This is a genomic window from Planococcus sp. ISL-109, assembly GCF_018613655.1.
GTDB lineage: Bacteria > Bacillota > Bacilli > Bacillales_A > Planococcaceae > Planococcus.
In genome coordinates, this window is sequence record NZ_JAGGPW010000020.1 from 533 (window position 1) to 25,255 (window position 24,723).

Consider the following 24,723-nt stretch of genomic DNA (forward strand, 5'->3'; position numbering starts at 1 on the left):
ACACAAAAAATATAGCCACACGAACCAAAGAAATCTAACAGCCGCCGTGCGCATACGGGTGAGCCGACGCAGTGAGACAAGTGGTTTTCTTGGCTCACTGCAAGAGGCCAACCCAAAGCGAGGCGGCGGCTAGCCAGATGTGCTAAAACTAGCGGTATAACTGTGTCACATACCGACTCCACAGATTTCAATTCAGGCTATTTAACGACATAAAAAAAACCTCCGCAGCGGCGAAGGTTTTACTTGTTTCTTTTTATTGATCTGCAACGATCTTGTATTTCTTATGTGAAATTACGGTCATATTGGAAGGAGCGCCGATTTCCTTGGCGTCTTCTGGTGAAATCTCGACGATCACCGAGTTGTCCATAATTTTGAAGATGGTTCCGTTGACGTCGACGCCGTTGCGGGTGAATGAAATCCATTCGCCGATTCTGCGGGCCGCTACAAATTCAGATACTTCTTTTTCATGGGGTTGAAATGCCATAGTTATCCACGCCTCTCTATAATGAAAACCTTATTTTTTTATTATAGCATAAATTTGTGGTAATTTCACCTGTAATCCTTTACTCATATAAATGGCAAGCGACGTAATGACCGGCTTCTTTTTCCTGCCATACCGGCTTTTTCTCGGCACAGACAGACATCGCATGCGGACAGCGCGTGCGGAATACACAACCGCTTGGAGGGTTGATCGGGCTTGGTAGTTCGCCTTCCAAAATGATACGTTCACGCGCTTCTTCGATGTCGGGATCCGGAATGGGGATGGCGGAAAGCAGCGCTTCTGTATACGGGTGAAGCGGTTTTTCGTAAAGCTGCTCCGCGGTCGTAAGTTCCACCATATGGCCGAGGTACATGACGCCGATGCGGTCGGAGATGTATTTGACCATGCTCAAGTCATGGGCGATAAACAAATAGGTCAGCCCTTTATCTTTTTGCAGCTTCTGCAAAAGCATGACGACTTGCGCCTGGACCGACACGTCGAGCGCTGAGATCGGCTCGTCTGCGATGATGAAGTCCGGGTCGAGCGACAAGGCGCGGGCGATGCCGATGCGTTGGCGTTGTCCACCGGAGAATTCATGGGGGTAGCGGTTTGCGTGGTCACGGTTCAGCCCAACGTCTTCAAGCAATTGATGGACGCGCGCCTGCAGTTCTTTTTTGTTTTTGTAGAGTCCGTGGACTTGCATCGGCTCGGCAATGATTTCAAATACTGTTGAGCGCGGGTTGAGCGATGCGTACGGATCCTGGAAGATCATTTGCATATTGCGGAGATAGTCGAAGCGGTCTTTACCCGACATTTTGTGGATGTCGACGCCGTCGTATTCGACTTTGCCATCTGTGCTTCCGTATAGCCCCATGATCGTCCGGCCGGCTGTCGATTTGCCGCAGCCCGATTCGCCGACCAGCCCGAACGTTTCCCCGCGCTTGATGTCGAAGGAAATGCCGTCGACCGCTTTTAAAGTCGTGTCTTTGCCAAGGTCGAAATAGCGTTTGAGTTCTTGTACCGATAATAAAGTTTCGTTCGTCATGTTGTTTCCTCCTGTGCAAATCTACGGACGGCGCATAATTCTTTTTCATAGACCGTCCCTTCAAGACGGATGATTTCAATGGCTTTTCCGGAAGTCGGCGAATGGATCATCAGGCCGTTGCCGTAATAGATGCTGACGTGATGAAGTTTTCCGAGCCCTTCTTCGTACGCGAAGAACAACAGGTCACCCGCTCGCCATGACGCTGCGTCGTGGCGGTCGACTGCTGTCCCCTCTACTGACTGGTCGCCTGCATCGCGGGATATGTATAAACCGTTCGCCTTTAGCATATGATGGGCGAATCCGGAACAATCGTAGCCGAAACTCGACATGCCGCCCCAGAAATATTGCAGCCCTAAAAAACGCTCTGCCGACTCACAAATGGCTTGCCCGCTCCCGAGTGGAATCTGATCAGGCGAGGGAACAAGCTGGACGTGGCTTGATTTTATGTAGGCGTCGCCGTCCGGTGTATGGACGCAGATCAGGGATTCCGTTGCGTCTTTTACCGGCAGCAAGGTGTTGAATGGCAATATGGAGACCGGCTCGTTGTTTTGTTTCCATAATTGGGTTTTGTCGACAGCTACCCGCGCATAGCTTTGCTCGTCGAGTGCGCCGATTTCTTTTAGATGGCTGAGCGGCACCCAGCCCGGATAGCCGCGCTCGTCTTTATTCGACGGCTGCCACAGCGAGATGATGCTCGCCCAGTCTCCATCGATTTCTTCAATCAATACCGGCTCGCCGTATAGCAGCTGCGTTTGCAGGCGATGGCTTTCGGTTAAGTCTTTGTTTTGCTGTTTGTCCATCGCTTCGCGCCATTTGTTCACATCGGGCGTGTCGGTAACGCCCTGTGCATCCACTGTGCGTACTTTTTCAGGAGAAGTCCATAAGCTCGTCACCGGAACGCTGCAGACCCACTTCGTCGATTCTGGCTGTGCCATTTTATCCTCTCCGTTCGCGTAAGATTTCTAGAAAGCGCTCGGCGTCGATGCCAAGGCCCGGCTGTTGTGAAAAGCTGATTGTCCGGCCGCTATAGAGAATGCCGCCTGGCAGTAAATCCTCTTTCAACATAAGCGGTGCATCAAAATCGAAGCGTGTAATGTTCGGTTGGCTCGCCGCGAAATGGGCTGCGGCAGATAAGCCGAGCTTCGTTTCGATCATGCTTCCGGTCATGCAGCGCACGCCGTAACTTTCAGCGAGCGCATTGATTTTCAATGCCTGATGGATGCCACCTGCTTTCATCAATTTGATATTGATCAAATCGGCTGCGCGCAGCTCCAGGACACGCCTGGCATCGACCAGTGAAAAGACACTTTCATCAGCCATGATCGGCGTCATTGTGTGGTCTGTGACGAATTTCAAGCCTTCGATGTCTGATGCTGGAACCGGCTGCTCGATCAGTTCGATATCGAGCCCTGCCTGTTCCATTTTATTGATGATTCGCACCGCTGATTTGCGGTCCCAGCCTTGATTGGCGTCCAAGCGAAGCGTGACCTTATCTCCCACACGCTTGCGGATCGCTTTGATTCTTTCGAGATCGTTTTCCGGCGTATCGATGCCGACTTTCACTTTCAAAACAGAAAACCCGTCTTTTTCATAGACAGCTGCATCATCTGCCATTTCTTCTGGGGCATTGACCGAAACCGTGTAATCGGTTTCGACCGATTCACGGTAACCACCGAGAAATTGGGTCAGCGGTAGATTGGCGTGCTGCGCGATGAGGTCATAAAGCGCCATATCGACTGCCCCTTTGGCACTCGTATTGCCGATGAGCGTTTTATGAAGCTTCTCAAATAGCTGTTCCCTGTGCCGTATGTCGAGGCCAATCAGCTGAGTTGCGGTCAACTGGACCGCCCGCTCAATCCCGTCCAAGGTATCACCAGTGATGACATGTGTCGGCGGCGCTTCACCGAAACCGGAACGGCCGTCAGTTGTCGACAGGTGAACGATGATCGCTTCCGCCGCCACTACCGTCCGCAACGCCGTTTTGAACGGCTTTTTCAATGGGACGGAAATTCGGTATGTCTCACAGGAAGACAGAACGGTCATATTACTTGACCCCCGGCAGAATGGTCAATGTTTTTTCGTCTGCGTCGAGCCGTGCCTTCACACCGAGGGGCAGTGAGAAATTCGGTTCGCAATGGCCGATTTTAAAGCCCTTGACAACAGGCACATCCATATCCTTAAAGTAATCGTCGAGCACTTGTGTGAGTGTCCACGATTGTTCCGGCTTTTTCGGTTCGGCGTTTTTGAAGTCGCCGATGACAATTCCCGCGACTTGCTCGAACTTGCGGGCTTGTTTTAATTGGTTGAGCATTTCATCCACTTGGTACGGCTCTTCCCCTGTATCTTCGATCAATAAGATTTTCCCTGCTGTATCGAGTTCGAATTTCGTGCCGAGGCTGCCGCGGAGAAGCGACAGGTTGCCGCCGACCAGTTCACCGTCTGCTGCGCCGCCTGATAATGTTTCAAGCGGGGAGATGGTTTCGTCATAATGCAGTTCGAACGGCTCGAACAGCTGCCCGAACATGCGGCCGCTACGTTCATGGAATTCCGGCTTGCCGACATCAGACGCGAGCATCGGCCCGTGGAATGTCACTAATTCCGCATACATGCCGATTGCATTATGCAAAAATGTGACGTCCGAATAGCCCCAGAACACTTTCGGGTTGTCTTTAATTAAGCCGTAGTCGATGCGGTCCGCGAAACGAGCTGCCCCGTAGCCTCCGCCTGCACAAATGATGCCTTTCACTTCCTTGTCTTCAAACATCGCGTGAAGATCTGCCAAGCGCTCTTCATCCGTACCGGCCAAATAGCCGTTTTTCGATTCGACCGATTTGCCCATCTTTACTTTTAGTCCCAGTTCTTCCAAAAACGGCAAAGCCTTTTTCAAGTTTTCCAAGTTCGGTGGGCTTGACGGTGAAATGACGCCGACCGTATCCCCTTTTTGCAAACGCTTCGGTATTGTGCGCATATTGCTCACTCCTCTAGTTTTCTGTTCTTCATTCATTAAAACTACCAGTTTTCCTCAATGAAAAACAGAAAAGCGCGGCGCATGGCCGCGCTTCTGTCTTTTTCATGCGAACTTTTCCGCTGAACGGGGGCAGTCGCTTTTAGTTTTATCCAGCTTCTGCGGCCTGTCTCTCGGGTCATAAGCCAATTTCCCTGTGCGGCATAGAGCGCCGCTTCGGGAACTCGGCTTATGCCTGTCGAGCCAGAACGGCCGCCTCAGCTTTTAGTTTTATCCAGCTCTCACGCCCAACTCCTCGGGTCATAAGTCAACCCAGCATTGCGGCAAAGTCCGCCGCATTGCTGGTCTGCCTTATGCCTGTCGGAGCTGAACGGGCGTGATCGCTTTTAGTTTTATCCAGCTCTCACGCCCAACTCCTCGGGTCATAAGTCAACCCAGCATTGCGGCAAAGTCCGCCGCATTGCTGGTCTGCCTTATGCCTGTCGGAGCTGAACGGGCGTGATCGCTTTTAGTTTTTATCCGCTGCTTTTAGGTCGATGTAGCCGACCGGGTGGCGGAGGATTCCTTCGACGCCTTCTTTTTGCAGCTGGACTTGGTTATAGAAATGGATCGGGAAGATCGGCATTTCGTCCATTAGGATTTTTTCAGCTTCGATGAGTGTTTCCCAACGTGCTGCAGAATCTGTTTCTGCTTTTGCTTCAGCAATCAATTGATCGAATTCTTCGTTGGACCATTGTGTACGGTTCATGGAAGAATCTGTGATGAAGCTTTCAAGTGCATTGACCGGGTCAGCGTAGTCATGAATGAATGAGCTGCGTGACAATTGGTATTTGAATTCTTTTTGTTCAGATAGGAATACGCTCGCTTCGACGTTCTGAAGTTCCACGTCTACATCCAAAGCGGTTTTAAACTGGTCTTGCAATGTTTCTGCGATGTTTTGGTGAGTATCGCTCGTTGAGTACGTAATCGTAACTGGCGGCAATTCGTCCCAGCCTTCTTCTTGCATGCCTTCTTCGAGCAATTGTTTCGCTTGTTCTGCGTCGAATTTCACCAATTCACCGGATTCGTCGCGGAATTCCTGGCCGTTCGGGCCTTCAAATCCGTAAGATACGAAGCCGTATGCTGGCTTTTCGCCGTTTTTCGTTACGTATTCGACGATGTCATCCTGGTTGACCGCGTAAGCAAATGCTTGACGGACTTTTTTGTTCGTGAATGGCTCATCTTCTACGTTATAACGGTAGAAATACGTACCTGCTTGGTCCATGACCATCAGTTCCGGAGAATCCTGCAGTTGCTCGGACATCTCGGATGGAACGCTTGATACGTCAAGCTCTCCTGCTTCGTACATTTGGTATTCAGTATTCGGGTCGTTGACCATTGCCCAGTGGACTTGGTCTAAATTGACATTGTCAGCGTCCCAGTATTCAGCGTTTTTCTCGAAAACGAATTCTTCGTCATGGCTCCAAGAAGCCAAGTTGAACGGCCCGTTGCCGACAAAGCTGTCCGCTTCTGTGTGCCATTGTGGATTTTCAGTTGCTGTCGCTTCGTGGACCGGGAAGAAGCTTGGGTTTGTGATGATGTTCAGGAATGCTTCTGTCGGTTCTGTCAGTGTCACGACGAATGTTTTGTCGTCTTCTGCAGAAATTGCGATGTCTTCTGCAGAACCTTCTCCGTTATTGTACGCTTCCGCTCCTTCGATAAAGTAAGCAAGGAATGCCGCTGGAGAAGCTGTTTCCGGGTTCAGCATGTGCTGCCAAGCGAAAACGAAATCGCTCGCTGTTACCGGTTCGCCGTTTGACCAGTTCGCGTCTTCACGGATGTTGAACGTATAGGTCAATTCATCTTCAGAGACGTCGATCGATTCAGCTGTCGCTTCGACCGGCTGAGACGAATCATCAAGGCGCGTCAAGCCTTCCATCAAGTTGTTGAGTGCGCTCCACGATACAGCGTTAAAGCCGATCGATGGATCGAAAGATGTCGGTTCTTCCGCGTTGTTCATATACAATATTTTTTCGCCGCCGGAATCAGCGGTGCCTTCTTCACCTGATGCATCGGTCGTGTCTTCCCCTGCGTCGTCGCTTGCTGTACAAGCTGCGAGAACGAACACGAACATCGCCATCAGAAACAATACGAGCCATTTCTTCATGTGATTTCCCCCTAGAGTTGATTTTATGTGAATGCGCAATTGCGCCCCCAGCCAAAATTATCGTGCAAATGCACGTTCTTCAATGAGCTTCTGAGCCCGTGGATCCTGAAGCCAGCAATCCACGTTATGCGTTTTGGATAATGCCGTTTTCTCTGGATAGACATTCGTGCAGACGTCCATCGCAAATGGGCAGCGTGCTGCAAATGGGCAGCCCGCGGGTGGTGCGAATAAATCCGGCGGCGTCCCGTCGATCGGCTTGAGTTCTCCTCCAGCCAAATCAAGGCGCGGAACGGAATTCAACAAGCCTTGCGTGTAAGGATGTTGCGGCGTATAGAAAATTTCACGCTTGTCGCCGGTTTCGATCACTTTGCCGGCATACATGACAGCGATGCGGTCGGCGATTTTCGCAACGACGCCGAGGTCGTGGGTGATCAAAATGATCGAGACACCAGTTTTCGCTTGGATCTCGTCGAACAATTCCAAGATCTGCGCTTGGATGGTCACGTCGAGCGCTGTCGTCGGTTCGTCCGCAATCAATAGTTCCGGCTCGCAGATCAAGGCGATTGCAATGACGATGCGCTGGCGCATCCCGCCGGAAAATTGGTGCGGGTATTGTTTCAGTCGTTCGTCCGGGTTCGGGATGCCGACCAGATGAAGCATATCGATTGCGCGCTGCTTCGCTTCACTTTTGCTTAAGTTCTTGTGCTGCTTGACGCCTTCTGTCAATTGCTCGCCGATCGTCAAGGTCGGGTTGAGCGCGGTCATTGGATCCTGGAAAATCATCGAAATGTCGACGCCTTGGATTTTACGCATCTCTTTTTTCGACAGCTTCGTGAGATCCTGTTTTTTGAAATGGACGCCTTTTGAGCTTATTTTTCCGGGCGGCTGCTGGATCAAGCCCATAATGGCGTTAGAGGTGACGGATTTTCCACAGCCCGACTCCCCGACGATCGCCAAGGTTTCCCCTTTATACAGCTCGAAGTTGACGCCGCGCACGGCTTGGACGGTGCCGCCGTATGTACTGAACGTCACATGGAGATCTTCTACGGATAGAATCCGCTCATCGGTCACCGTCTTGTGCTTGTTGTTTTTAACGATTTTTCCTCGTTTGCCGAAATGGTCGACGGGGTCGATATCCGCCCCGTCTTCGAGGCGTGTACGTGCCAACTCTTCAGCTAATTGCTTTCCTGTCATGTCTTCACTTCCTCATCTTCGGATCGAGCGCATCTTGCAGCCCATCCCCAAGTACGTTAAATGCGAACATCGTCAATGAAATAAATAGCGCCGGGAAGAATAAGCGCCACCAGTCACCTGAAATGATGACCGGCAAGGCGTCGTTGGCCATTACGCCCCAACTCGCAAATGGTGCTTGAATGCCGAGGCCGAGGAAGCTTAAGAAGGCTTCTGCAAAAATGGCACTTGGCACTGTCAACGTCATTTGCACGATGATCGGGCCCATCGAGTTCGGAATCAAGTTCTTGCGGATGATGCGCGGCGTTTTCGCGCCGAACGATTTCGAGGCGGTAACGAATTCATAGTTTTTCACTTGCAGCACTTGTCCCCTGACGATGCGCGCCATGCCGACCCAACCGGTGATGGTCAGGGCGAGTATGATGGTCCAAAGAGACGGCCCCATCACGACAAGCAGCAAGATGACGACGAGCAAGTACGGCAAGCCGTAGAGGATTTCAATGATGCGCATCATAAGCGCATCCGTTTTGCCGCCTTTATAACCGGCGATGCCCCCGTAGATGATGCCGATGACGAAATCGATGAGTGCAGCCATCAAGCCGACAAACAGAGAAATCCGTGCACCGTACCACGTACGGGTGAACACATCGCGCCCTGCTTCATCGGTGCCGAACCAATGCGTCGCACTCGGCGGCTGGTTTTGATTCGGCAAGTCTTGCGTCGTTACGGAATGCGGCGAGAATACGGGTCCGAAAATCGCCATCCCGGCGAGCAACGCCAGAAATACCAGTCCGAACATCGCCAATTTGTTTTGCTTGAGCCGGCGCCAAGCGTCTTTCCAATAGGATAAGGACGGGCGGACGACCGCTTCTTTATCGTCTTCACTTTTTTCTAACGGGCGGAACCATTCATCACGGACCTGAGTCATCACACATCACCTTCTTTCTTATGAAGCTTGATGCGTGGATCCAAAATGCCGTAGACGATGTCGACCAAAAACAACATGAAAATCAGGAAAGCACTATAGAATACTGTGGTCCCCATAATGACCGGATAATCCCGGTTATTGATCGAATCGACAAAGTATTTGCCCATGCCCGGAATCGCGAAAATCTTCTCGATGACGAATGTTCCGGTCAGGATGCCGGCGAGCAGCGTGCCCATGATCGTCACGACCGGCATGAGCGCATTGCGAAGCGCATGGCGCAGGACGATACGCATCGGGTTGATGCCTTTGGCGCGTGCCATTTTAATGTAATCCTGCGTCAACACTTCGAGCATGCTCGAGCGCGTCAGGCGGGCGATGATCGCCATCGGCCCGGTCGCCAGCGCGAACACCGGCAAAACCATATGCATCGGGCTTTTCCACGTCGCTGGCGGGAACAAGTTGACGTTGACCGCCAGCTGCTGGATCAAAACTGTCGCGAGTACAAAGTTCGGGATGGAGATCCCGATGACGGCGAAAGTCATCGCAGCATAATCGATCATTTTATTATGCCGGAGCGCCGCGAACGTACCGAGCAAAATCCCGGAGATGACCGCGACGATGATGGTGATGATCCCGAGTTCGAATGATACTGGGAATCCCCGTGCCAGCAGTTCATTGACGGTCCGGTTCGGGTCTTTGATCGATGGCCCGAAATCGAAGGTCGCGACCGATTTCATATAGCTAAAGTATTGGATGTGCATCGGCTGGTCGAGCTTGTAAAAACGCTCGAGGTTGGCTTGCACCGTTTCGTTTGTATTGCGGTCGCTTTCAAGCGGCGACCCCGGCACGGCGTGCATCAGGAAAAAGGTTAATGTCGCGATGATGAAGATCGTCACGAGCATCATGAAAAAGCGTTTCATTATGTATTTAGCCACAGTGGCTTCCCCCTAACAGAACTTCGCTTGCATCGCCAGTTCTGTCATGACCAGCATGGCGCGATAAGCTTCCAGTATGTTTTGTGCTTCGTAACGGACGATCGTCGAATTTTCTTCCATAGTGGTGCCGGGCATCATCGCCGCCAGTTCTGCTTCACCGTAATTGGTGAATTCCATACGCAGCGTCGGATGCTCAGGCGGTGCGAGCGGCTGGACTTGCTCTTTTTGCAGGATCGCTTGCTTGGTCTTTTCCCGCAGCAAACGCTGCGCTTTTTTCGGATGCATTGTTTTGACCGCTGAGCGCGTCAATGTTTCCTTGACGGCGACGGTCGTGACGCCAGGGATGAGCGCTTCCGCTTCACGGCACGCGCAGTCATCGCCTGCAACGAGCAGCACGGGCACTCCGTGGTAGCCCGCGACATAAGCGTTCAAACCAAGCTCTCCGATTTCGACATCGTCGATCCACATCGAACGGACGCTGAAAGTCATCGCGTGGGACATAACGCCTTTTTGTCCGGCGCGCGCATGGTACCCGGCAAAGAATGCACCGGCAAAGCTATCATCCAGACCCTCCACCATAGAGAACGCTTTGACGCCGCCCGTAATGAGCTCCGCTTCTTCGTGAAGGTCTTCCGCAATTAAATTGTTCATTTTGGAATGGGAATCGTTGACGAGAAATGACTCAGCCCCTGCATCGAATGCACCGTGGATGACAGCATTGGCATCTTCAGTCATCAGCCGCCTGCCGCGTTCGTAGTTGGCTTCGGATGAATCCACATATGTATAATCCGGTAAGGCCGTGACACCTTCCATGTCCATCGATAAGTAAAATTTCATGATGTAGAATTCCCCTTTGTTTGTCTTTTTCGGAATTTTTTTGAAACTTTGTTTAAACTAATGTATCAATATTGTAAGAATATTTCAATATAATTTTTTATTCTTATTTACTCACCAATTATACAAAGAAGTCGGTAGATAATTAAAAAAAACCTCATTTGTATTGAATTTCTCCAGCACCCTTCTGCATAATCTATGCATAATAAAACGACGAAAAAATTCCGGCTATACTTCTTCGAGGCTTTTTTCTCCTTTTCAACCTATTTTTTCGTTTTCCGATCCAGAAAAACCCCCATTTCCCGAACAGCCAGAAAAGAGTTTTCTATATTTAATTAAATTTTTAGAATATTTGGTAATTTAGTCTCATGCAATTTTTTACAGTTCCTTTTACACTGGTAACAAGTTATAAATAGTTCAATAGAACACTATAGCTGGCAAATAGGATTTCCCAACAATCAGAGAAGGAGCGGATCATCATGAATAATTTCGACAAAGTGCTGGAGATGGAGTGGGGAGATCTTGCGCTGGGCGTGACGGGTTCTGCCGTAGTAATGTTAATCATCAATTACTTCATGCTCATGTAGAAAGGAGAACCATATGATTTCCGAACATACGTGAAAGCCCTTTTCCGATTCAGACGGAAAAGGGCTTTCTGCTTGTTTTTTCGCATACAAAAACGCCTGCTCTCATACTTACGGGCAGACGTTTCTTATCCATAGGCTGTTTTATGCTTCATTATAGACCTCCGTCATCAAGTAGTTGTTTTTGCTGGGACAGCAGCTTCTCAAACAGTTCCTTATCCCCCGCGGCAAGCGCCTGGTCAATCATGCGGTTGAAGTTTTCCTGCTCCAGGAACTGGATTGCTTCGGTCGCTTCTTTCTTAGTTTGTTCATTCACTTCGATCAATTCCGCCCTTTCTTCCTTCAGTATGCTTTGAAGGTGTGTGTGGATATCTGAGACCAGCAGCAATTGGTAGAGCGGCAAACGGATAAAACGGTTTCCTTTTTGGAATACAAAGACTTCGGAAAGGTTTTCCACTTGAAATGTATTCAGATTGACGATGATTTCCTTCCCTTCTACAGGGATGAAATGAAAGACTTCATCATCTTTCACAATCGAAAAATATTGATAAGCGAACACAAACTTGATGCGATGCCCTTCTCTCTTTGTATAAAACGGCTTCATCAATTTTACATGCAACATCTGACTCCCCTCCCTTGATTTCAGAATATTCTGCTTACAAGAATCATACCATATAATGGGCAAATCCGATAGAAATAAGTGTGTAAAAAACGTGACAGTTTCCTTCTATTTTTCCTTCTTCATTTACTGTCATGCCCAGAAGACGTATAATAGAAGGAAATGTTTTTATTTGGGGCGATGCAGATGGCTACGGTTCTATCCTTAGCGAAACAATACGAAGAAACCATCCACAATTATATGGCTGCTATCGACAACTCGCTTCATCCTTCCCGTGCTTCGGATGAAGAAATGGTTCGAAAAGCAGTCTTTTTAGTGCGCCATGACGGCGTTCAGGTCCACTCTTTTAACGAAGAGCGCCTTTTGCTTGAAGCCAGCGTAAAAGATGCCCACTCGGTAAAAGTGGTACTCAACTTCGCAAAGCTGACGTCTGTTTGCGCTTGTCCGCAAGAAGTCATGTGCCGGCACCGGTTGGCAGTGATTTTTTCGCTGTACCAAAAAGTCGGTTCGCTTTCTGAATGGGTCGGAAAATGGCGCGACAAAGAAAATGAAGAACTCTCACCACTTACGAAAAAGCGCTCACCTGAACAATGGGAAGCGTTGATCCGCAGCACGTGGCGGGAACCGATCAACGATTATGTCACACGTAATTATTTCTATTTCGAGCAATTGTATGAAGGACGCTTGAAGAACGCGCTGTCGTTCATGCCGATTGAACGGGAATGGAAGACTCTTTACAAAACTTATGCCCATTTGATCTCGCTGATCGAGGTATGGGATACGTTCAGCGCCGGAACAAAAGAAGTGCATCATTCATTCTTCAAAACTTGGTTTGCGGATGAGCTTCATGCACTTCGTGATATGCTCGGCCAATTGCGCGGTTTGCACCGGACATTCGAATCGGATGCCTTTTTCACTCATTTGCGCGAAGTGGTCCGGGAGTTTGCCGAAACGAGCGATAGCTCGTTTTCGGAACGCTTTGAAATTTACCAGTTGTTTTGGACGGAATTATTCGTCAGCCGCCGCGAACGGATGGAGGGCCTCGAAGATTTCCGCCGTTCGGACGAGCGCGTCAAAGCCTTTTTCGCTTTATTGCTAGGGCTTGACGTCACACCCGGAACTATTCGCGCAGACGCGGCAGCCGATTGGGTCAAGCTTGCGGTGCTCGCGGAAGAAGAGGGCCATGAACAAGGGCTGACCGCGATTTTGATGGCGATCAAACCGCATGTCCGCACATTCCTGTTTGACGGCTTGTATACGCAATACCGCCACCATTATGTCCGGATCTTAAGCCGGCTTTATTCACTGATTGATTTGACCGAAGAAGACTGGGAAGATCTGTTTACGCAATTCGGCCATTACGGTTTGCCTGCCTATTCCGCGTACTTGGTCGAAAAAGGCATGTACAAACAATGGGCCGAGCTTCACCAACTGCACAATTCACCGCTTTATTTTGCGGAGGAATGCGGCTTGAAAGAAGTGCATAACGCCGCTCCCGATTTTGCGCTGCCGCTTTATCATCGCTATGCCTTGCAGCATCTTGATGAGCGCAGTCGGACAAGCTATAAACAAGCCGTCCGTGTATGGAAAAAGATGAAATCCGCTTGTAAAAAGAGCGGGCAAGTCGCGTTTTGGAACGCTTATATGGCGGAAATCCAAAGTCGTTACAAGCGATTGCGCGCACTCCAGGAAGAGATCGAGAAAGGAAAGCTTATATGAATCAATTCCAAACCGAAGGAAGCCGGACCTATTATTTAAAAATCGATCAGTCGGATCTGTTCCGGCTGCAAGCATATAACGAAAGCGGCAACCGGATCCCCCCCGAAATCTGGTCCCAGTTCCTATTTTTTGCCGACAAAGATAGTTTTTTCGGCATGAACGCTCAAACGGACGGCTTGGATTTATTATTGACTCCTGCTGATTTTGTCCGCCTGTTTCAGCAAGAGCCACACCACTATGTCCAATTCTCGGGGCGCCGCCTGCAAGATGAGGCGTGGCTGAAGCTTGCAGCTCGTGTCGCAGATTCATTGAACGATCCGGCGCTGTGGCAGAACGTGCGCATAGAGGAGGACCAAATTTCCATTGACGAGGCATATGGCGACGCGGAAATCCGCGCTTTTTTGACAGACACCATCGATCATCAATTGCGCCAAAAAGGGTTGACCTCGACTCAATTGCCGTACATTCTTCATTTTGTGGAGCATGCCGGATGGGATGGCTTAGAGCCGGCGAAAGATTACGTACTTGCGATGCAATTGACCGAGCCTGACGATAGCGGCTTATGGACGTTCCGAACAGCGCTGCGGACCAAACGTGGCAGTGCGTACTGGACGCCTTCGAAACGGCGCGAAACCGAAGTGATCGATAAAGTCCTGCCGGAGAAGTGGCGTGCTCATGCCGCGGAGATTCAAGAGCGTCAGAGTTTGATACTGAGCTTATGCCCTTCTGTCGAACGCTACGAAGACGACCGGTTTTATATTGCACACTGGACCGATGCGGAAGTGCTGAACTTTCTCCGCAGCGACGCCGACCTATTGCAGGCGTTCGGTGTCGAAGTATCGATTCCCTCATGGCTGCAAGCGGTGCAGGAATCGAAAGTGCGCGTCAAAGCCAATGTTACGTCCCCTGCGAAAAAAGCTTCTGTCGTCGGGCTCGACCAGATCATCAGCTTTGATTGGAAATTCTCGCTCAACGGCCACGATCTGAGCATGCAGGATTTTGAGCAGCTCGTAACGGAAAACCGCGAATTCATCCGCGTCGGTAATGAGTGGGTACGTGTCGACTCGAACCTGTTGATGCAGCTGCGGAAGATGATCGAAGAAGCGGAAGACGCCGATTGGACGCTGAAGGATATGCTGTTCCATAATGTGCCGGATATCATGCTCGAGGAGCCGGCCGATGAAGACGATCCGCTCGTAGAGTTTCATTTGAATAAATCCTTAAAAGTCCTGCTAGATAAACTGCTAGATAAACGCGACTTGCCGGAAACCCCGCTCCCTGATAATTTGAAGACCGAATTGCGCCCTTACCAAAAAACCGGCTTTGATTATTTGGTGTTCATGCGCGAGGAAGGTTTCGGCTTATGCCTCGCCGATGACATGGGGCTTGGCAAGACCGTGCAATTGATCACGTACTTGCTGCACGTCCACGGACAGCGACCGGCACAGCCGTCGCTCATCATTTGCCCGACATCCGTACTCGGCAATTGGCAAAAAGAATTGGAACGTTTTTCGCCTGATTTGAAAGTGGTGATGCATTACGGTCCCACCCGCCCGAAAGGCCAGGCATTCTTGGATTACTTGGCCACCGAACAGCCGGATGTGGTGCTGTCGACATACGGCATCGCCTCTTCTGACAGCGAAGAGATCCAAGCAATCACATGGACCAGCATTACGCTCGATGAAGCACAGAACATCAAGAATATGTATACGAAGCAATCACGAACGATCCGCAAATTCAAAGGCCAGCATCACATCGCTTTGACGGGGACGCCGATCGAAAACCGCTTGTCTGAACTTTGGTCAATTTTCGATTTCATCAATAAAGGCTACCTGTACCGCATCAAGCAGTTCCAGGAAGCCTTTATGGTGCCGATTGAACGGGACGATTCCGAAGAAGCAAAAGAAAAGCTACGGCAGCGAATCCAGCCTTTCCTCTTGCGCCGGACGAAAAAAGATCCCGAACTTCAGCTTAATTTACCGGAAAAACTGGAGCAATTGGAATATTGCCCATTGACGCCGGAGCAAGCCGCGCTTTACGAGGGGCTTGTCCAAGATACGGTGCAAAAGATGGGGACGCTCACAGGCTTCGAGAAAAAAGGCCTCGTATTGAAAATGCTCAGCAAGCTGAAGCAATTGTGCAATCACCCGGCACTTTATTTGAAAGAGCCGTATACGACTGCAAACGAGCTATTGCCTCGATCTCAAAAATTCGAGCGTATTGTGACACTTGCGGGGGAAATCGCGGAACGCGGGGAGCAATGCTTGATTTTTACGCAGTATATCGGGATGGGCCATTTACTGCAGCAGGCGCTGAATGAATTGTACGGCCATGAAGTGCCGTTTTTGACCGGCAGCATGCCGAAAAATCAACGCGATTCACTCGTCGCTGCATTTCAAAATGGCGAGTTCCCGATTTTCATCCTGTCTTTAAAAGCAGGTGGAACCGGGCTGAACCTTACGGCTGCGACGCACGTTCTCCATGCAGATCGCTGGTGGAACCCGGCTGTGGAAAACCAGGCGACCGACCGCGCGTATCGCATCGGCCAGACTCAATTTGTCCACGTCCATAAATTTGTGACGATCGGTACAATCGAAGAAAAAATCGATGCCTTGCTGACGCAGAAGCAATCGATGTCGGATCAGTTTATTCAATCCAGCCAGTGGATGACCGAACTGTCCGATGACGAACTGAAAGATTTGTTCACGTATAGCTTTTAAAAGATCCGGCCAGGACCCCACCTGGCCGGATTTTTCCTTTTGGACAGCGATTGTCAATTTTTTTCTTTCGCAGCAAAGACCCGTTTCAATTCAGACAGCTCCCGCTCCGCTTCAATCATTCGCTGATGGAGTGAAGCGGTCAATTTGATCAATTGCTCCATATGGACTTCCAATTGGAGCTGAAGTTCTTTCGGCATTCCACTTGCCTCCTTGTATGGCGTCAGCCATTCACCTGCTCAGTTCCGGGTGGCTGGAAATCGAAATCCGCAACGGGATCCGTTTCCGTCCGTTTGGGGATGGTATCGTCTGAGGGTTTTCGTTTATCGAGGAAACGTACTTGGTCACCAACCACTTCCGTTACGTATACTCGTGTGCCGTCTTCCCTGTCGTAATGGCGCGATTGGATTCTTCCTGTAATGGCAACCAGTGAGCCTTTCACACAATACTTGGCAACATTATGCGCCGAGCGCCCCCACGTTGAACATAGAACATAATCGCTTTCGATTTCCCCTCGCTGATTTCTGAAGTTGCGGGAAACCGCTACGACGAAAGTGGTATGTACGCGCCCTTCCCCCACCACCCGCATCGCTGGATCTTTCGTTAAGCGTCCGACAATCCCGACTTGATTCATCGATTCACCTCCTTGCCGAAAGGCTGACTCAGCCGCTGTTATTGTTCGCAAGCAGCTGTCCTACCGGTATTGACAGCATACTAATACCGCTGTTACCTTGGCAATGTACGAAATTTAAGATTTGGAAGAAATTGCGCCGTCATTTGCCGAATTCGAAAAAAGCAAAAAAAAAATTGCATCTGTCTCCTATAGTGAAATTCGGCATTTTCAAATGCTCTGCTGAGATGCGAAATCCCTATTTTTGTTGCGGTATATTTTTCTTTTTTGGCATTCACCGGTCATTTCCGAGCTATGCTATACTGAAACAAAGCCTTGTTTGGGAGGAATCCGCATGAAGACCTTTAAAATGCTATCGTTAGCCGTTGCAGAAGGGGAAGAGCTGATCGAATACCCTTTGCATGACGGACTCATTATCAATCAGGAAAACTCCCAGCGGTCCTGGGTGCTCGAGATGCTCGTAGACCAAAAACACGAAAGCAAGTTTCTCGACATGAAACAAAGTGGCGACATTTACGACGTCAAAGTCGTCATCTCCTATCCAGGAAATGAACCGGCCGCTTTTGAAGTGATCATCCATGACGTCAAACAGATTGGCGAGCACGTATCGGTCCTCATGAAAGGCACCTTGAAACGGGCCCGCAGAAAATACGCGGAGACTTTACTGTCAGAGCTGCTAGAAGATGGGCTGGCAGGTCAGGAATTGCTCGAGCGTTTCGAAAGCGATATGCGAGAGCGTCCGGTGCTGCGAAAAGACGAAGCAAAATCAGCTAAAAACTAAGAAAACGCCTGCTTGTGCGCGGCCGTCGATTGACGGTCCATGCATAAGCAGGCGTTTTGCGTGTTATTTCTTTTCAGCTACTGGTCCGAGCGCAAACAAAATATCGCATTCACAAGCGATTTCTCCGTCTACGGTCGCAATGGCGTGCCCTTTGCCCATTGAACCGCGCAGACGTGTCAGTTCCACTTCAAGGCGCAACTGGTCGCCTGGCGTCACTTGGCGTTTAAAACGGCAATTGTCGATGCCTGTGAAAAATGCCAAGCGCCCTTTGTTTTCTTCCATCTGAAGAACTGCAGCTGCACCGACTTGGGCCAATGCTTCTACGATCAAAACACCCGGCATTACCGGATAGCCAGGGAAATGGCCATTAAAATAATCTTCGTTAGCGGTGACATTTTTCAGGCCAACCGCTTTTTTCCCAGCCTCGATTTCAAGAATCCGATCGACCATTAAAAATGGATAGCGGTGAGGCAGAATTGCTTGCAATTGCTCAGTTGTCAACATAAAATCCATTCCCTTCTACACTATGTGCATTTACGTTTCGCCGCGCATAATATCTAAAATATGCTGCCACGTTTCCCATTTGAGGGCATCGCCCGCATTGCCCTCCCCAATCACGCCATAGCCCACCATAACGCCTAGAACCGCCATCACTACTAGAAGCCCAATAACGAGGAGAACTCGCAGCCATATCGGAAATAAGCGAATTTGTACCCAACGCGTCTTTTTTTGCGGACGATCCGCTTGTGTATTCGGTTTGTCTGACTGGGAAGAAATATTCTTTCGTGATTGTGCCATTGCTATGTCAACCTTTCTTCTCTAAATGCCCTATGCGCCTGCTGCCGGCATTAGGATTCACTACCTGCCATTATACTAAAAAGCGCAGGCTGTGCGGGCAGGATTTTGAATTTTATCGTTTCGTACGGAAAATATCTTGTTTTGCTTCGAGCATTTTGCCTGTACCGAGAACGACACATTCTTTCGGATTGCCGGCGACAGCGATCGGAATGCCGAGCTTTTCTGCCAATAAGCGGTCTAATCCGCTAAGAAGCGCACCGCCCCCTGTCATAACACCACCGCGGTCAATAATATCCGATACTAGTTCAGGCGGCGTCTTCTCAAGCACAAGACGGACGCCTTCTGCCACTAATTCTGCAGAGGCACGCAATACTTCGGTAATCTCGCCCACTTGCAAGGTAACCGTCCGCGGATAACCTGTCAGCATATCGCGTCCGCGAATGCCCATCGTTGCCTCTTGTGTGTCGGTAAGCGTCCCTAATTCAACTTTCAATTTTTCGGCTGTCCGTTCGCCGATCAGCAATTTGTACTGCTTCTTTATGTAATGAAGTATATCTTGATCAAAATGGTCTCCTGCCACTTTCAAGGTTTCACTTGTGACAATTTCCCCCATCGACAGAACCGCAATATCGGAAGTTCCCCCGCCGATATCGATAACCAAACTCGCATCCGTCTGGTAAATATCAAGGCCGGCTCCAATCGCTGCCACTTTCGGTTCGACTTCCACATACACTTTCCGGGCGCCCGCTTTTTCTGCGACCTCACGGATGGCTTTCTGCTCGATGCTCGTTATGTTCGCCGGGCAGCAAATCAAGATCCGCGGCTTGAACATAAAGCCTTTGAGCTTCAAGACGTGAATGAAATGCTTCAGCATAAGTTCAGTAATATCAAAATCATGGATGACACCATCTTTTAGCGGACGAATCACCGAAATATGTTGAGGTGTGCGTCCCATCATTTTCTGAGCTTCTATTCCGACAGCAATCAGTTCATTACTTTTTTTATCGATAGCAACGACGGACGGCTCGTTCAAAATGATGCCTTTTCCTTTTACATAGATCAGCACATTGGCTGTTCCAAGATCGATGCCGATATCTTTCGAAAACATTTTCCCGCCCCTTTTCTATTTCTATCTATTCAGCAATTGAACAAAAAACCAGTTTCCCCCCGCCGCAATCATGCGGCCTCCCGATTGTTGAAATGAATATAACAACTCTAGCTAAAATTTTATCATATTCTTGCAACAGTTGACAAAATTCCCCCAAATTACTTCAAGTACTCTTTTCCGAAAAAAAGCCTGCCGCACATATTTGAGCGGCAGGCTTTGGATAATATGAAGTATAATTCCTGATGAATTAGACCAATTGCTCTTGTTTGACTTCGCTTGTTTCAGTGGAAACACGTTCGATGTCGGCACCTAAGGCTTCAAGCTTCAAATGGAAGTCGACGTATCCACGGTCCAAGTGATACAACTCATGGACTCGTGTGATGCCTTCTGCAGCAAGGCCAGCTAAGATTAGTGCAGCAGCTGCACGTAGGTCCGTCGCAGAAACTTGTGCACCTTGCAGTTTAGAAGGGCCTTCCATGATGACTGAGCGTCCTTCGATTTTCACTGCCGCATTCATACGGCGAAATTCTTCAACGTGCATAAAACGATTTTCAAAAACTGTTTCAGTCAAGATGCCGTTTCCTTGAGCTGTCAACATCAATGACATCATCTGGGACTGCATATCTGTCGGGAATCCTGGGTGAGGCATTGTTTTGATGTCAATTGAACGAAGCGGACGTGTTGCACGAACGCGCAAACCTTCATCTGTTTCTTCAATAATGACACCCATTTCACCCATTTTCGAAATAAGGGCTGCCATATGTTCCGGAACAGCGTTTTCGATGATGACATCACCTTCAGTAATTGCCGCGGCTACCATGAACGTTCCTGCCTCTACACGGTCCGGAATGATCGAATGGTCTGCACCGTGCAGCGACTCAACACCTTCGATGCGCATTGTGTCAGTACCGGCGCCTTTGATGTTTCCGCCCATTTCGTTGATGTAATTCGCAAGGTCAACGATTTCCGGCTCTTTCGCCGCATTCTCGATGATCGTTACACCGTCCGCAAGCGCTGCAGCAGACATGATGTTCTCAGTCGCGCCTACACTTGGGAAGTCGAGATAGATTTTAGCACCGAGCAAGCGGCCTTCTGTTTTAGCTTCGACAAAGCCATTGCCGAACGTAATGCTCGCGCCCATCGCTTCGAAACCTTTTAGGTGCTGGTCGATCGGACGGGATCCAATTGCGCAGCCACCTGGCAATGCAACACGGGCAAAGCCATTGCGGGCTAGCACAGGGCCCATTACCAAAATTGATGCGCGCATTTTGCGGACATATTCGAATTGTGCTTCGCTCGACAATGTCGCGGATGCATCGATGTGCATCTCATTCTTTTCCGGGAAATATTCGATGTCCACATTCAAGCTTTTCAACACTTCTTGAATGGTGTAGACATCTGCCAGGTTCGGAACTTCAGTGATTAGGCTTTTGCCTTCACTTGCAAGCAATGCTCCTGCCAATACCGGCAAAACCGCATTTTTCGCTCCTTCAACCCTTACTTTTCCTTGTAGCCTTTTCCCGCCTTTAACGATGATATGATCCAATGTAAAGCCCTCCATGTGTTTAATAATCCTTTATATACAGCGTATCAGTTAGTTTTTACTGTTCATCTGTCATTTGTTGGTTGATAATAGAATAAATTTGAAAACCTTATCTATAATACCCTGTTTTTTAATAAGAAACAAGCATTACCGAGATTTCTTATCAAAAAATCAATATACCTTAAGTTATTCGTTCACATATTCTTTTTTATGACCGTCGCCAAAAAAGAAATATTACAAAACGATTACAGTAAATGATTTCCCCACTACATTAGAATTAAACCCATTGCCAGTGAATATTCCCCGGGAAATAGTAAAACATTGCCGGCTTGCCATAGAAATGACCTGCATTGCCATGGCAAACCGGCAATGCTAGAACAAATAAGGCAATTGCCGAGACCAAGCTGAGATTTCCAAAAAGAATGTCGATACGGTAGTGCCAATCACAATGCTGAGAAATATGTACAAGATTTGCGCTTGCAACACATGGTGCTTGCGAATCCATTTATCGAACATGACGGACCGAAGCGCATAGAACGAAACTCCTGTAAAAAAAATGTGGCTAATGATCGAAATTAACGCCTGCTGCCCAATATACATTTCCACTTGTAGTTCTCCTCTCGCCTTGTTATACAAGAATTCTCCAGTATATTACCATTATCCTGCTGTTAGTATAGCCGTTTTTTTGCGTAGCAGCATAAAATCCATGAAGTTTCCGATGAATCTCGGAGCTCACTTAAAATATAAAGGACGGACGAAAGCGAATCGCTTTTGTCCGTCCTTTTTTATTAAATGTTACCCTCATAAACGTTGATACGATTCATCGCACGTTTTAACGCCAATTCCGCGCGTTTATAGTCGATTTCATCTTTTCTTGCATGAAGAAGTGCTTCAGCACGCTTCGCAGATTCCTGCGCACGAGCCAAGTCGATCTCGGTCGCACTTTCTGCGGATTGAGCAAGAATCGTCACTTTTTCAGGGCGGATTTCAAGGAACCCGCCGCTCACAGCGACCAATTCCGTCGAGTTTTCTTTCTTTAACCGGACTGCGCCGATTCCAAGAGGAGCTACTGTCGGAATGTGACCGGGCAAAACACCCATCTCACCGGTTGCTGTAACTGCAATCACCATAGAAACATCTGAATCGTATACTGGGCCGTCGGGAGTGACAATATTGACTGAAATGGTCTTCATTTTTTTCCCTCCTGGTCCCTGATTTTAGACTTCTACGCCCATGCTTTTCGCTTTTTCGATAACTTCTTCGATGCGTCCGACTAAGCGGAATGCATCTTCCGGAAGATGATCGTATTTGCCTGCAAGGATTGCCTGGAAGCCTTTGATCGTTTCCTGAACTGGCACATAAGAGCCTGTTTGGCCTGTGAACTGTTCAGCAACGTGGAAGTTTTGAGACAAGAAATTTTGGATACGGCGAGCGCGGTTAACGGTCTGCTTATCCTCATCACTCAATTCATCCATACCAAGGATTGCAATGATATCCTGAAGCTCTCTGTAGCGCTGCAAAGTTTCTTGAACCTGGCGGGAAACACCGTAGTGCTCAGCGCCGACGATTTCAGGAGACAATGCGCGAGACGTAGAAGCAAGCGGATCTACCGCTGGATAGATACCCATCTCAGAAAGTTTACGCTCAAGGTTAGTTGTCGCATCAAGGTGGGCAAACGTAGTTGCTGGAGCCGGATCCGTATAGTCATCGGCTGGGACGTAGATCGCTTGGATAGACGTTACGGAACCTGCACTAGTTGTCGTGATACGCTCTTGCAATTGACCCATTTCAGTTGCAAGCGTCGGCTGGTAACCTACCGCTGATGGCATACGGCCAAGAAGGGCGGATACTTCAGAACCTGCTTGTGTGAAACGGTAAATGTTATCGATGAACAAAAGAACATCTGCGCCTTGATCATCACGGAAGTATTCTGCCATAGTCAAACCTGTCAAAGCGACACGCATACGTGCGCCAGGCGGCTCGTTCATTTGGCCGAAAACCATTGCTGTTTTCTTGATAACGCCGGATTCGCTCATTTCGTGGAACAAGTCGTTCCCTTCACGAGTACGCTCACCAACACCTGCGAATACGGATAGACCACCGTGTTCTTGTGCGATGTTGTTGATCAATTCCTGAATCAAAACAGTTTTACCTACACCGGCACCACCGAAGAGGCCGATTTTACCACCTTTGATATAAGGGGCAAGCAAGTCAACAACTTTGATTCCTGTTTCAAGGATTTCAACTTCTGTGGAAAGATGCTCAAATGTAGGAGCAGAACGGTGAATCGGGTCGCGGCGTTCTGTTGCCGGGATTTCCTCACCCAAGTCGATTACTTCACCAAGTACGTTAAATACTCGGCCAAGTGTAGCTTCTCCAACAGGTACAGAAATTGCTCTGCCCATATCGGTTACTGCTGAACCGCGCTGCAATCCATCAGTGGATTCCAATGCGATGGTACGAACTGTATCGTCGCCGAGGTGCAAAGCTACTTCAAGAGTCAAAGTAGTTTGTGCTTGATTGGGACGATCAATATTAACAGTTAGGGCGTTGTAGATAGATGGAAGTTGGCCATTAGCGAACTTAACGTCTACAACCGGACCCATAACCTGAAGAACGTGTCCTGTGTTCATGCTGTTCCCTCCTGTCTTACTTTTATTGAACCTATTTAAAGCTCGAGCGGCTTGAACAGCCGCTTGTGCTTTTCTTTGGTGTCTAGTCTTCGGCAGCCAGATTCTCGGGTCGTAAGCCAATTTCCCTGTGCGGCATAGAGCGCCGCTTCGGGAACTCGGCTTACGCCTGTCGAGGCAAAACGGCCGCTTACGCTTTTCTTATTCTTGTGCTGCGGCTCCGCCGACAATTTCAGTGATTTCCTGAGTGATTGCCGCTTGGCGGGCACGGTTATATACAAGGGTAAGGTCGCCGATCAATTCTGATGCGTTATCGGTTGCGCTCTTCATCGCTGTCATAGAAGCAGCATGCTCACTTGCTTTGCCGTCCAGCAGTGCACCAAAAATCAAGCTTTCCGCGTATTGTGGAAGAAGAACTTCCAAGATCGCTTCTGCTGATGGGTCGAACTCGTAAGAAGCAGTCGATCCTGTTGCCTGAATATCAGTCAACGGCAGCACTTTCTTTTCGGTAACCTCCTGGGCGATGGCAGAAACATAATGGTTATAGTACATATAAACTTCGTCATATGAACCTTCTGCGAACATACCAACAGCTTTGCGCGTTATTTCCTTGATATCCGCGAACGTCGGATGGTCCGGAAGCCCGATAGAGCTTTCGATAATGTTAAAGCCTTTCTTCGCAAAGAAGTCACGGCCTTTTCGCCCGACGCTAAGGATGACAAACTCGTCATTTGACGTATGGCGCTCGTTGATTCTGCTCATGACAGTACGCAAAATATTACTGTTATAGCCGCCAACGAGTCCACGGTCAGATGTAATAACCAAATATGCCGTTTTCTTAACAGGACGTGCCATCATCATAGGATTACTCACGTCGTTAGAACCCGCTGCGATCGAAGCAACAACATCCTGGATCTTCTCCATATAAGGAACAAAAGCTTTCGCGTTAACTTCCGCTTTGTTCAATTTAGAAGCAGAAACCATCTGCATCGCTTTGGTGATTTGGCTTGTTTTCTTGGTTGACGTAATTCGTGTTTTTATATCGCGTAAAGATGCCACTGGTATTTC

General features: G+C 49.0%; 24 protein-coding genes. 3 read left to right on the forward strand and 21 right to left on the reverse strand.

The genetic code is table 11. The features are described 5' to 3' along the window. Positions 1-253 precede the first annotated feature (253 nt). The 11 genes from J7E21_RS13465 to J7E21_RS13515 all read right to left on the reverse strand — a co-directional run bounded on the left by J7E21_RS13465 (position 254) and on the right by J7E21_RS13515 (position 11,731). A complete protein-coding gene (locus tag J7E21_RS13465; RefSeq protein WP_215108615.1) occupies positions 254-484 on the reverse strand; it encodes a DUF2187 family protein in 231 nt (76 codons plus the stop codon). 79 nt (positions 485-563) lie between these two features. After that, complete coding sequence (locus tag J7E21_RS13470) at positions 564-1,526, reverse strand: ABC transporter ATP-binding protein (protein ID WP_215108617.1); 963 nt, start codon at positions 1,524-1,526, stop codon at positions 564-566. Next, complete coding sequence (locus J7E21_RS13475) at positions 1,523-2,461, reverse strand: C40 family peptidase (RefSeq protein ID WP_215108619.1); 939 nt, start codon at positions 2,459-2,461, stop codon at positions 1,523-1,525. Before J7E21_RS13475 ends, J7E21_RS13470 begins: the two co-directional genes overlap by 4 nt. 1 nt (position 2,462) lies before the next feature. Beyond that, on the reverse strand, positions 2,463-3,569 hold the full coding sequence (locus J7E21_RS13480) for a dipeptide epimerase (RefSeq protein ID WP_215108621.1): 1,107 nt from the start codon (positions 3,567-3,569) through the stop codon (positions 2,463-2,465). Between the two features lies 1 nt (position 3,570). Beyond that, positions 3,571-4,494 (reverse strand): S66 peptidase family protein, encoded by a 924-nt coding sequence (locus J7E21_RS13485; RefSeq protein WP_215108623.1) that lies wholly within the window; start codon positions 4,492-4,494, stop codon positions 3,571-3,573. 505 nt (positions 4,495-4,999) lie between these two features. Beyond that, on the reverse strand, positions 5,000-6,637 hold the full coding sequence (locus J7E21_RS13490; protein WP_215108624.1) for a peptide ABC transporter substrate-binding protein: 1,638 nt from the start codon (positions 6,635-6,637) through the stop codon (positions 5,000-5,002). 57 nt (positions 6,638-6,694) lie between these two features. After that, a complete protein-coding gene (locus J7E21_RS13495; RefSeq protein WP_215108626.1) occupies positions 6,695-7,831 on the reverse strand; it encodes an ABC transporter ATP-binding protein in 1,137 nt (378 codons plus the stop codon). A 4-nt stretch (positions 7,832-7,835) separates the two neighbouring features. Beyond that, positions 7,836-8,756 carry an ABC transporter permease gene (locus J7E21_RS13500; protein ID WP_215108628.1) on the reverse strand — a complete coding sequence of 307 codons (921 nt, stop codon included), beginning with the start codon at positions 8,754-8,756 and terminating at the stop codon, positions 7,836-7,838. Then, complete coding sequence (locus tag J7E21_RS13505; protein ID WP_215108630.1) at positions 8,756-9,691, reverse strand: ABC transporter permease; 936 nt, start codon at positions 9,689-9,691, stop codon at positions 8,756-8,758. The genes J7E21_RS13500 and J7E21_RS13505 overlap by 1 nt, the downstream gene beginning before the upstream one ends. Before the next feature lie 12 nt (positions 9,692-9,703). Continuing rightward, on the reverse strand, positions 9,704-10,528 hold the full coding sequence (locus tag J7E21_RS13510; protein WP_215108632.1) for a M55 family metallopeptidase: 825 nt from the start codon (positions 10,526-10,528) through the stop codon (positions 9,704-9,706). A gap of 735 nt (positions 10,529-11,263) precedes the next feature. Next, a complete protein-coding gene (locus tag J7E21_RS13515) occupies positions 11,264-11,731 on the reverse strand; it encodes a transcriptional regulator (protein ID WP_215108634.1) in 468 nt (155 codons plus the stop codon). 159 nt (positions 11,732-11,890) lie between these two features. Between J7E21_RS13515 and J7E21_RS13520 the strand changes: the two genes are divergently transcribed. Together J7E21_RS13520 and J7E21_RS13525 are read left to right on the forward strand one after the other, a co-directional pair. Further along, a complete protein-coding gene (locus J7E21_RS13520) occupies positions 11,891-13,447 on the forward strand; it encodes a hypothetical protein (protein ID WP_251048004.1) in 1,557 nt (518 codons plus the stop codon). After that, complete coding sequence (locus tag J7E21_RS13525) at positions 13,444-16,167, forward strand: DEAD/DEAH box helicase (protein ID WP_215108635.1); 2,724 nt, start codon at positions 13,444-13,446, stop codon at positions 16,165-16,167. Before J7E21_RS13520 ends, J7E21_RS13525 begins: the two co-directional genes overlap by 4 nt. 53 nt (positions 16,168-16,220) lie before the next feature. Here the strand turns inward: J7E21_RS13525 and J7E21_RS13530 are convergent, their stop codons facing one another. Both J7E21_RS13530 and J7E21_RS13535 read right to left on the reverse strand, forming a co-directional pair. Further along, the gene (locus tag J7E21_RS13530) at positions 16,221-16,364 is read right to left on the reverse strand and encodes a hypothetical protein (protein WP_215108636.1); all 144 of its coding nucleotides are present in this window, start codon (positions 16,362-16,364) and stop codon (positions 16,221-16,223) included. Between the two features lie 23 nt (positions 16,365-16,387). Then, entirely contained in the window at positions 16,388-16,798 is a 411-nt protein-coding gene (locus J7E21_RS13535; protein WP_215108638.1) for a single-stranded DNA-binding protein, read from the reverse strand. A 331-nt stretch (positions 16,799-17,129) separates the two neighbouring features. Between J7E21_RS13535 and J7E21_RS13540 the strand changes: the two genes are divergently transcribed. Then, complete coding sequence (locus tag J7E21_RS13540) at positions 17,130-17,576, forward strand: YwpF-like family protein (RefSeq protein WP_215108639.1); 447 nt, start codon at positions 17,130-17,132, stop codon at positions 17,574-17,576. Between the two features lie 63 nt (positions 17,577-17,639). Here the strand turns inward: J7E21_RS13540 and fabZ are convergent, their stop codons facing one another. The 8 genes from fabZ to atpG form a co-directional block, all read right to left on the reverse strand. Next, positions 17,640-18,080 carry a 3-hydroxyacyl-ACP dehydratase FabZ gene (gene fabZ, locus J7E21_RS13545; RefSeq protein WP_215108682.1) on the reverse strand — a complete coding sequence of 147 codons (441 nt, stop codon included), beginning with the start codon at positions 18,078-18,080 and terminating at the stop codon, positions 17,640-17,642. A 30-nt stretch (positions 18,081-18,110) separates the two neighbouring features. Further along, complete coding sequence (locus tag J7E21_RS13550; RefSeq protein WP_215108641.1) at positions 18,111-18,374, reverse strand: DNA-directed RNA polymerase subunit beta; 264 nt, start codon at positions 18,372-18,374, stop codon at positions 18,111-18,113. A gap of 112 nt (positions 18,375-18,486) precedes the next feature. Continuing rightward, positions 18,487-19,482 (reverse strand): rod shape-determining protein, encoded by a 996-nt coding sequence (gene mreB, locus J7E21_RS13555; RefSeq protein WP_215108643.1) that lies wholly within the window; start codon positions 19,480-19,482, stop codon positions 18,487-18,489. A 247-nt stretch (positions 19,483-19,729) separates the two neighbouring features. Beyond that, the gene (murA, locus tag J7E21_RS13560) at positions 19,730-21,028 is read right to left on the reverse strand and encodes a UDP-N-acetylglucosamine 1-carboxyvinyltransferase (protein WP_215108645.1); all 1,299 of its coding nucleotides are present in this window, start codon (positions 21,026-21,028) and stop codon (positions 19,730-19,732) included. A gap of 369 nt (positions 21,029-21,397) precedes the next feature. Further along, a complete protein-coding gene (locus J7E21_RS13565) occupies positions 21,398-21,625 on the reverse strand; it encodes a DUF1146 family protein (RefSeq protein WP_251048006.1) in 228 nt (75 codons plus the stop codon). A 188-nt stretch (positions 21,626-21,813) separates the two neighbouring features. After that, complete coding sequence (locus J7E21_RS13570; RefSeq protein WP_215108649.1) at positions 21,814-22,218, reverse strand: F0F1 ATP synthase subunit epsilon; 405 nt, start codon at positions 22,216-22,218, stop codon at positions 21,814-21,816. A gap of 24 nt (positions 22,219-22,242) precedes the next feature. Continuing rightward, on the reverse strand, positions 22,243-23,658 hold the full coding sequence (gene atpD / locus J7E21_RS13575; protein WP_215108651.1) for a F0F1 ATP synthase subunit beta: 1,416 nt from the start codon (positions 23,656-23,658) through the stop codon (positions 22,243-22,245). Between the two features lie 198 nt (positions 23,659-23,856). Beyond that, positions 23,857-24,714, reverse strand: coding sequence for an ATP synthase F1 subunit gamma (atpG, locus tag J7E21_RS13580; RefSeq protein ID WP_215108653.1), 858 nt, complete (start codon positions 24,712-24,714; stop codon positions 23,857-23,859). Between the last annotated feature and the right edge of the window lie 9 nt (positions 24,715-24,723).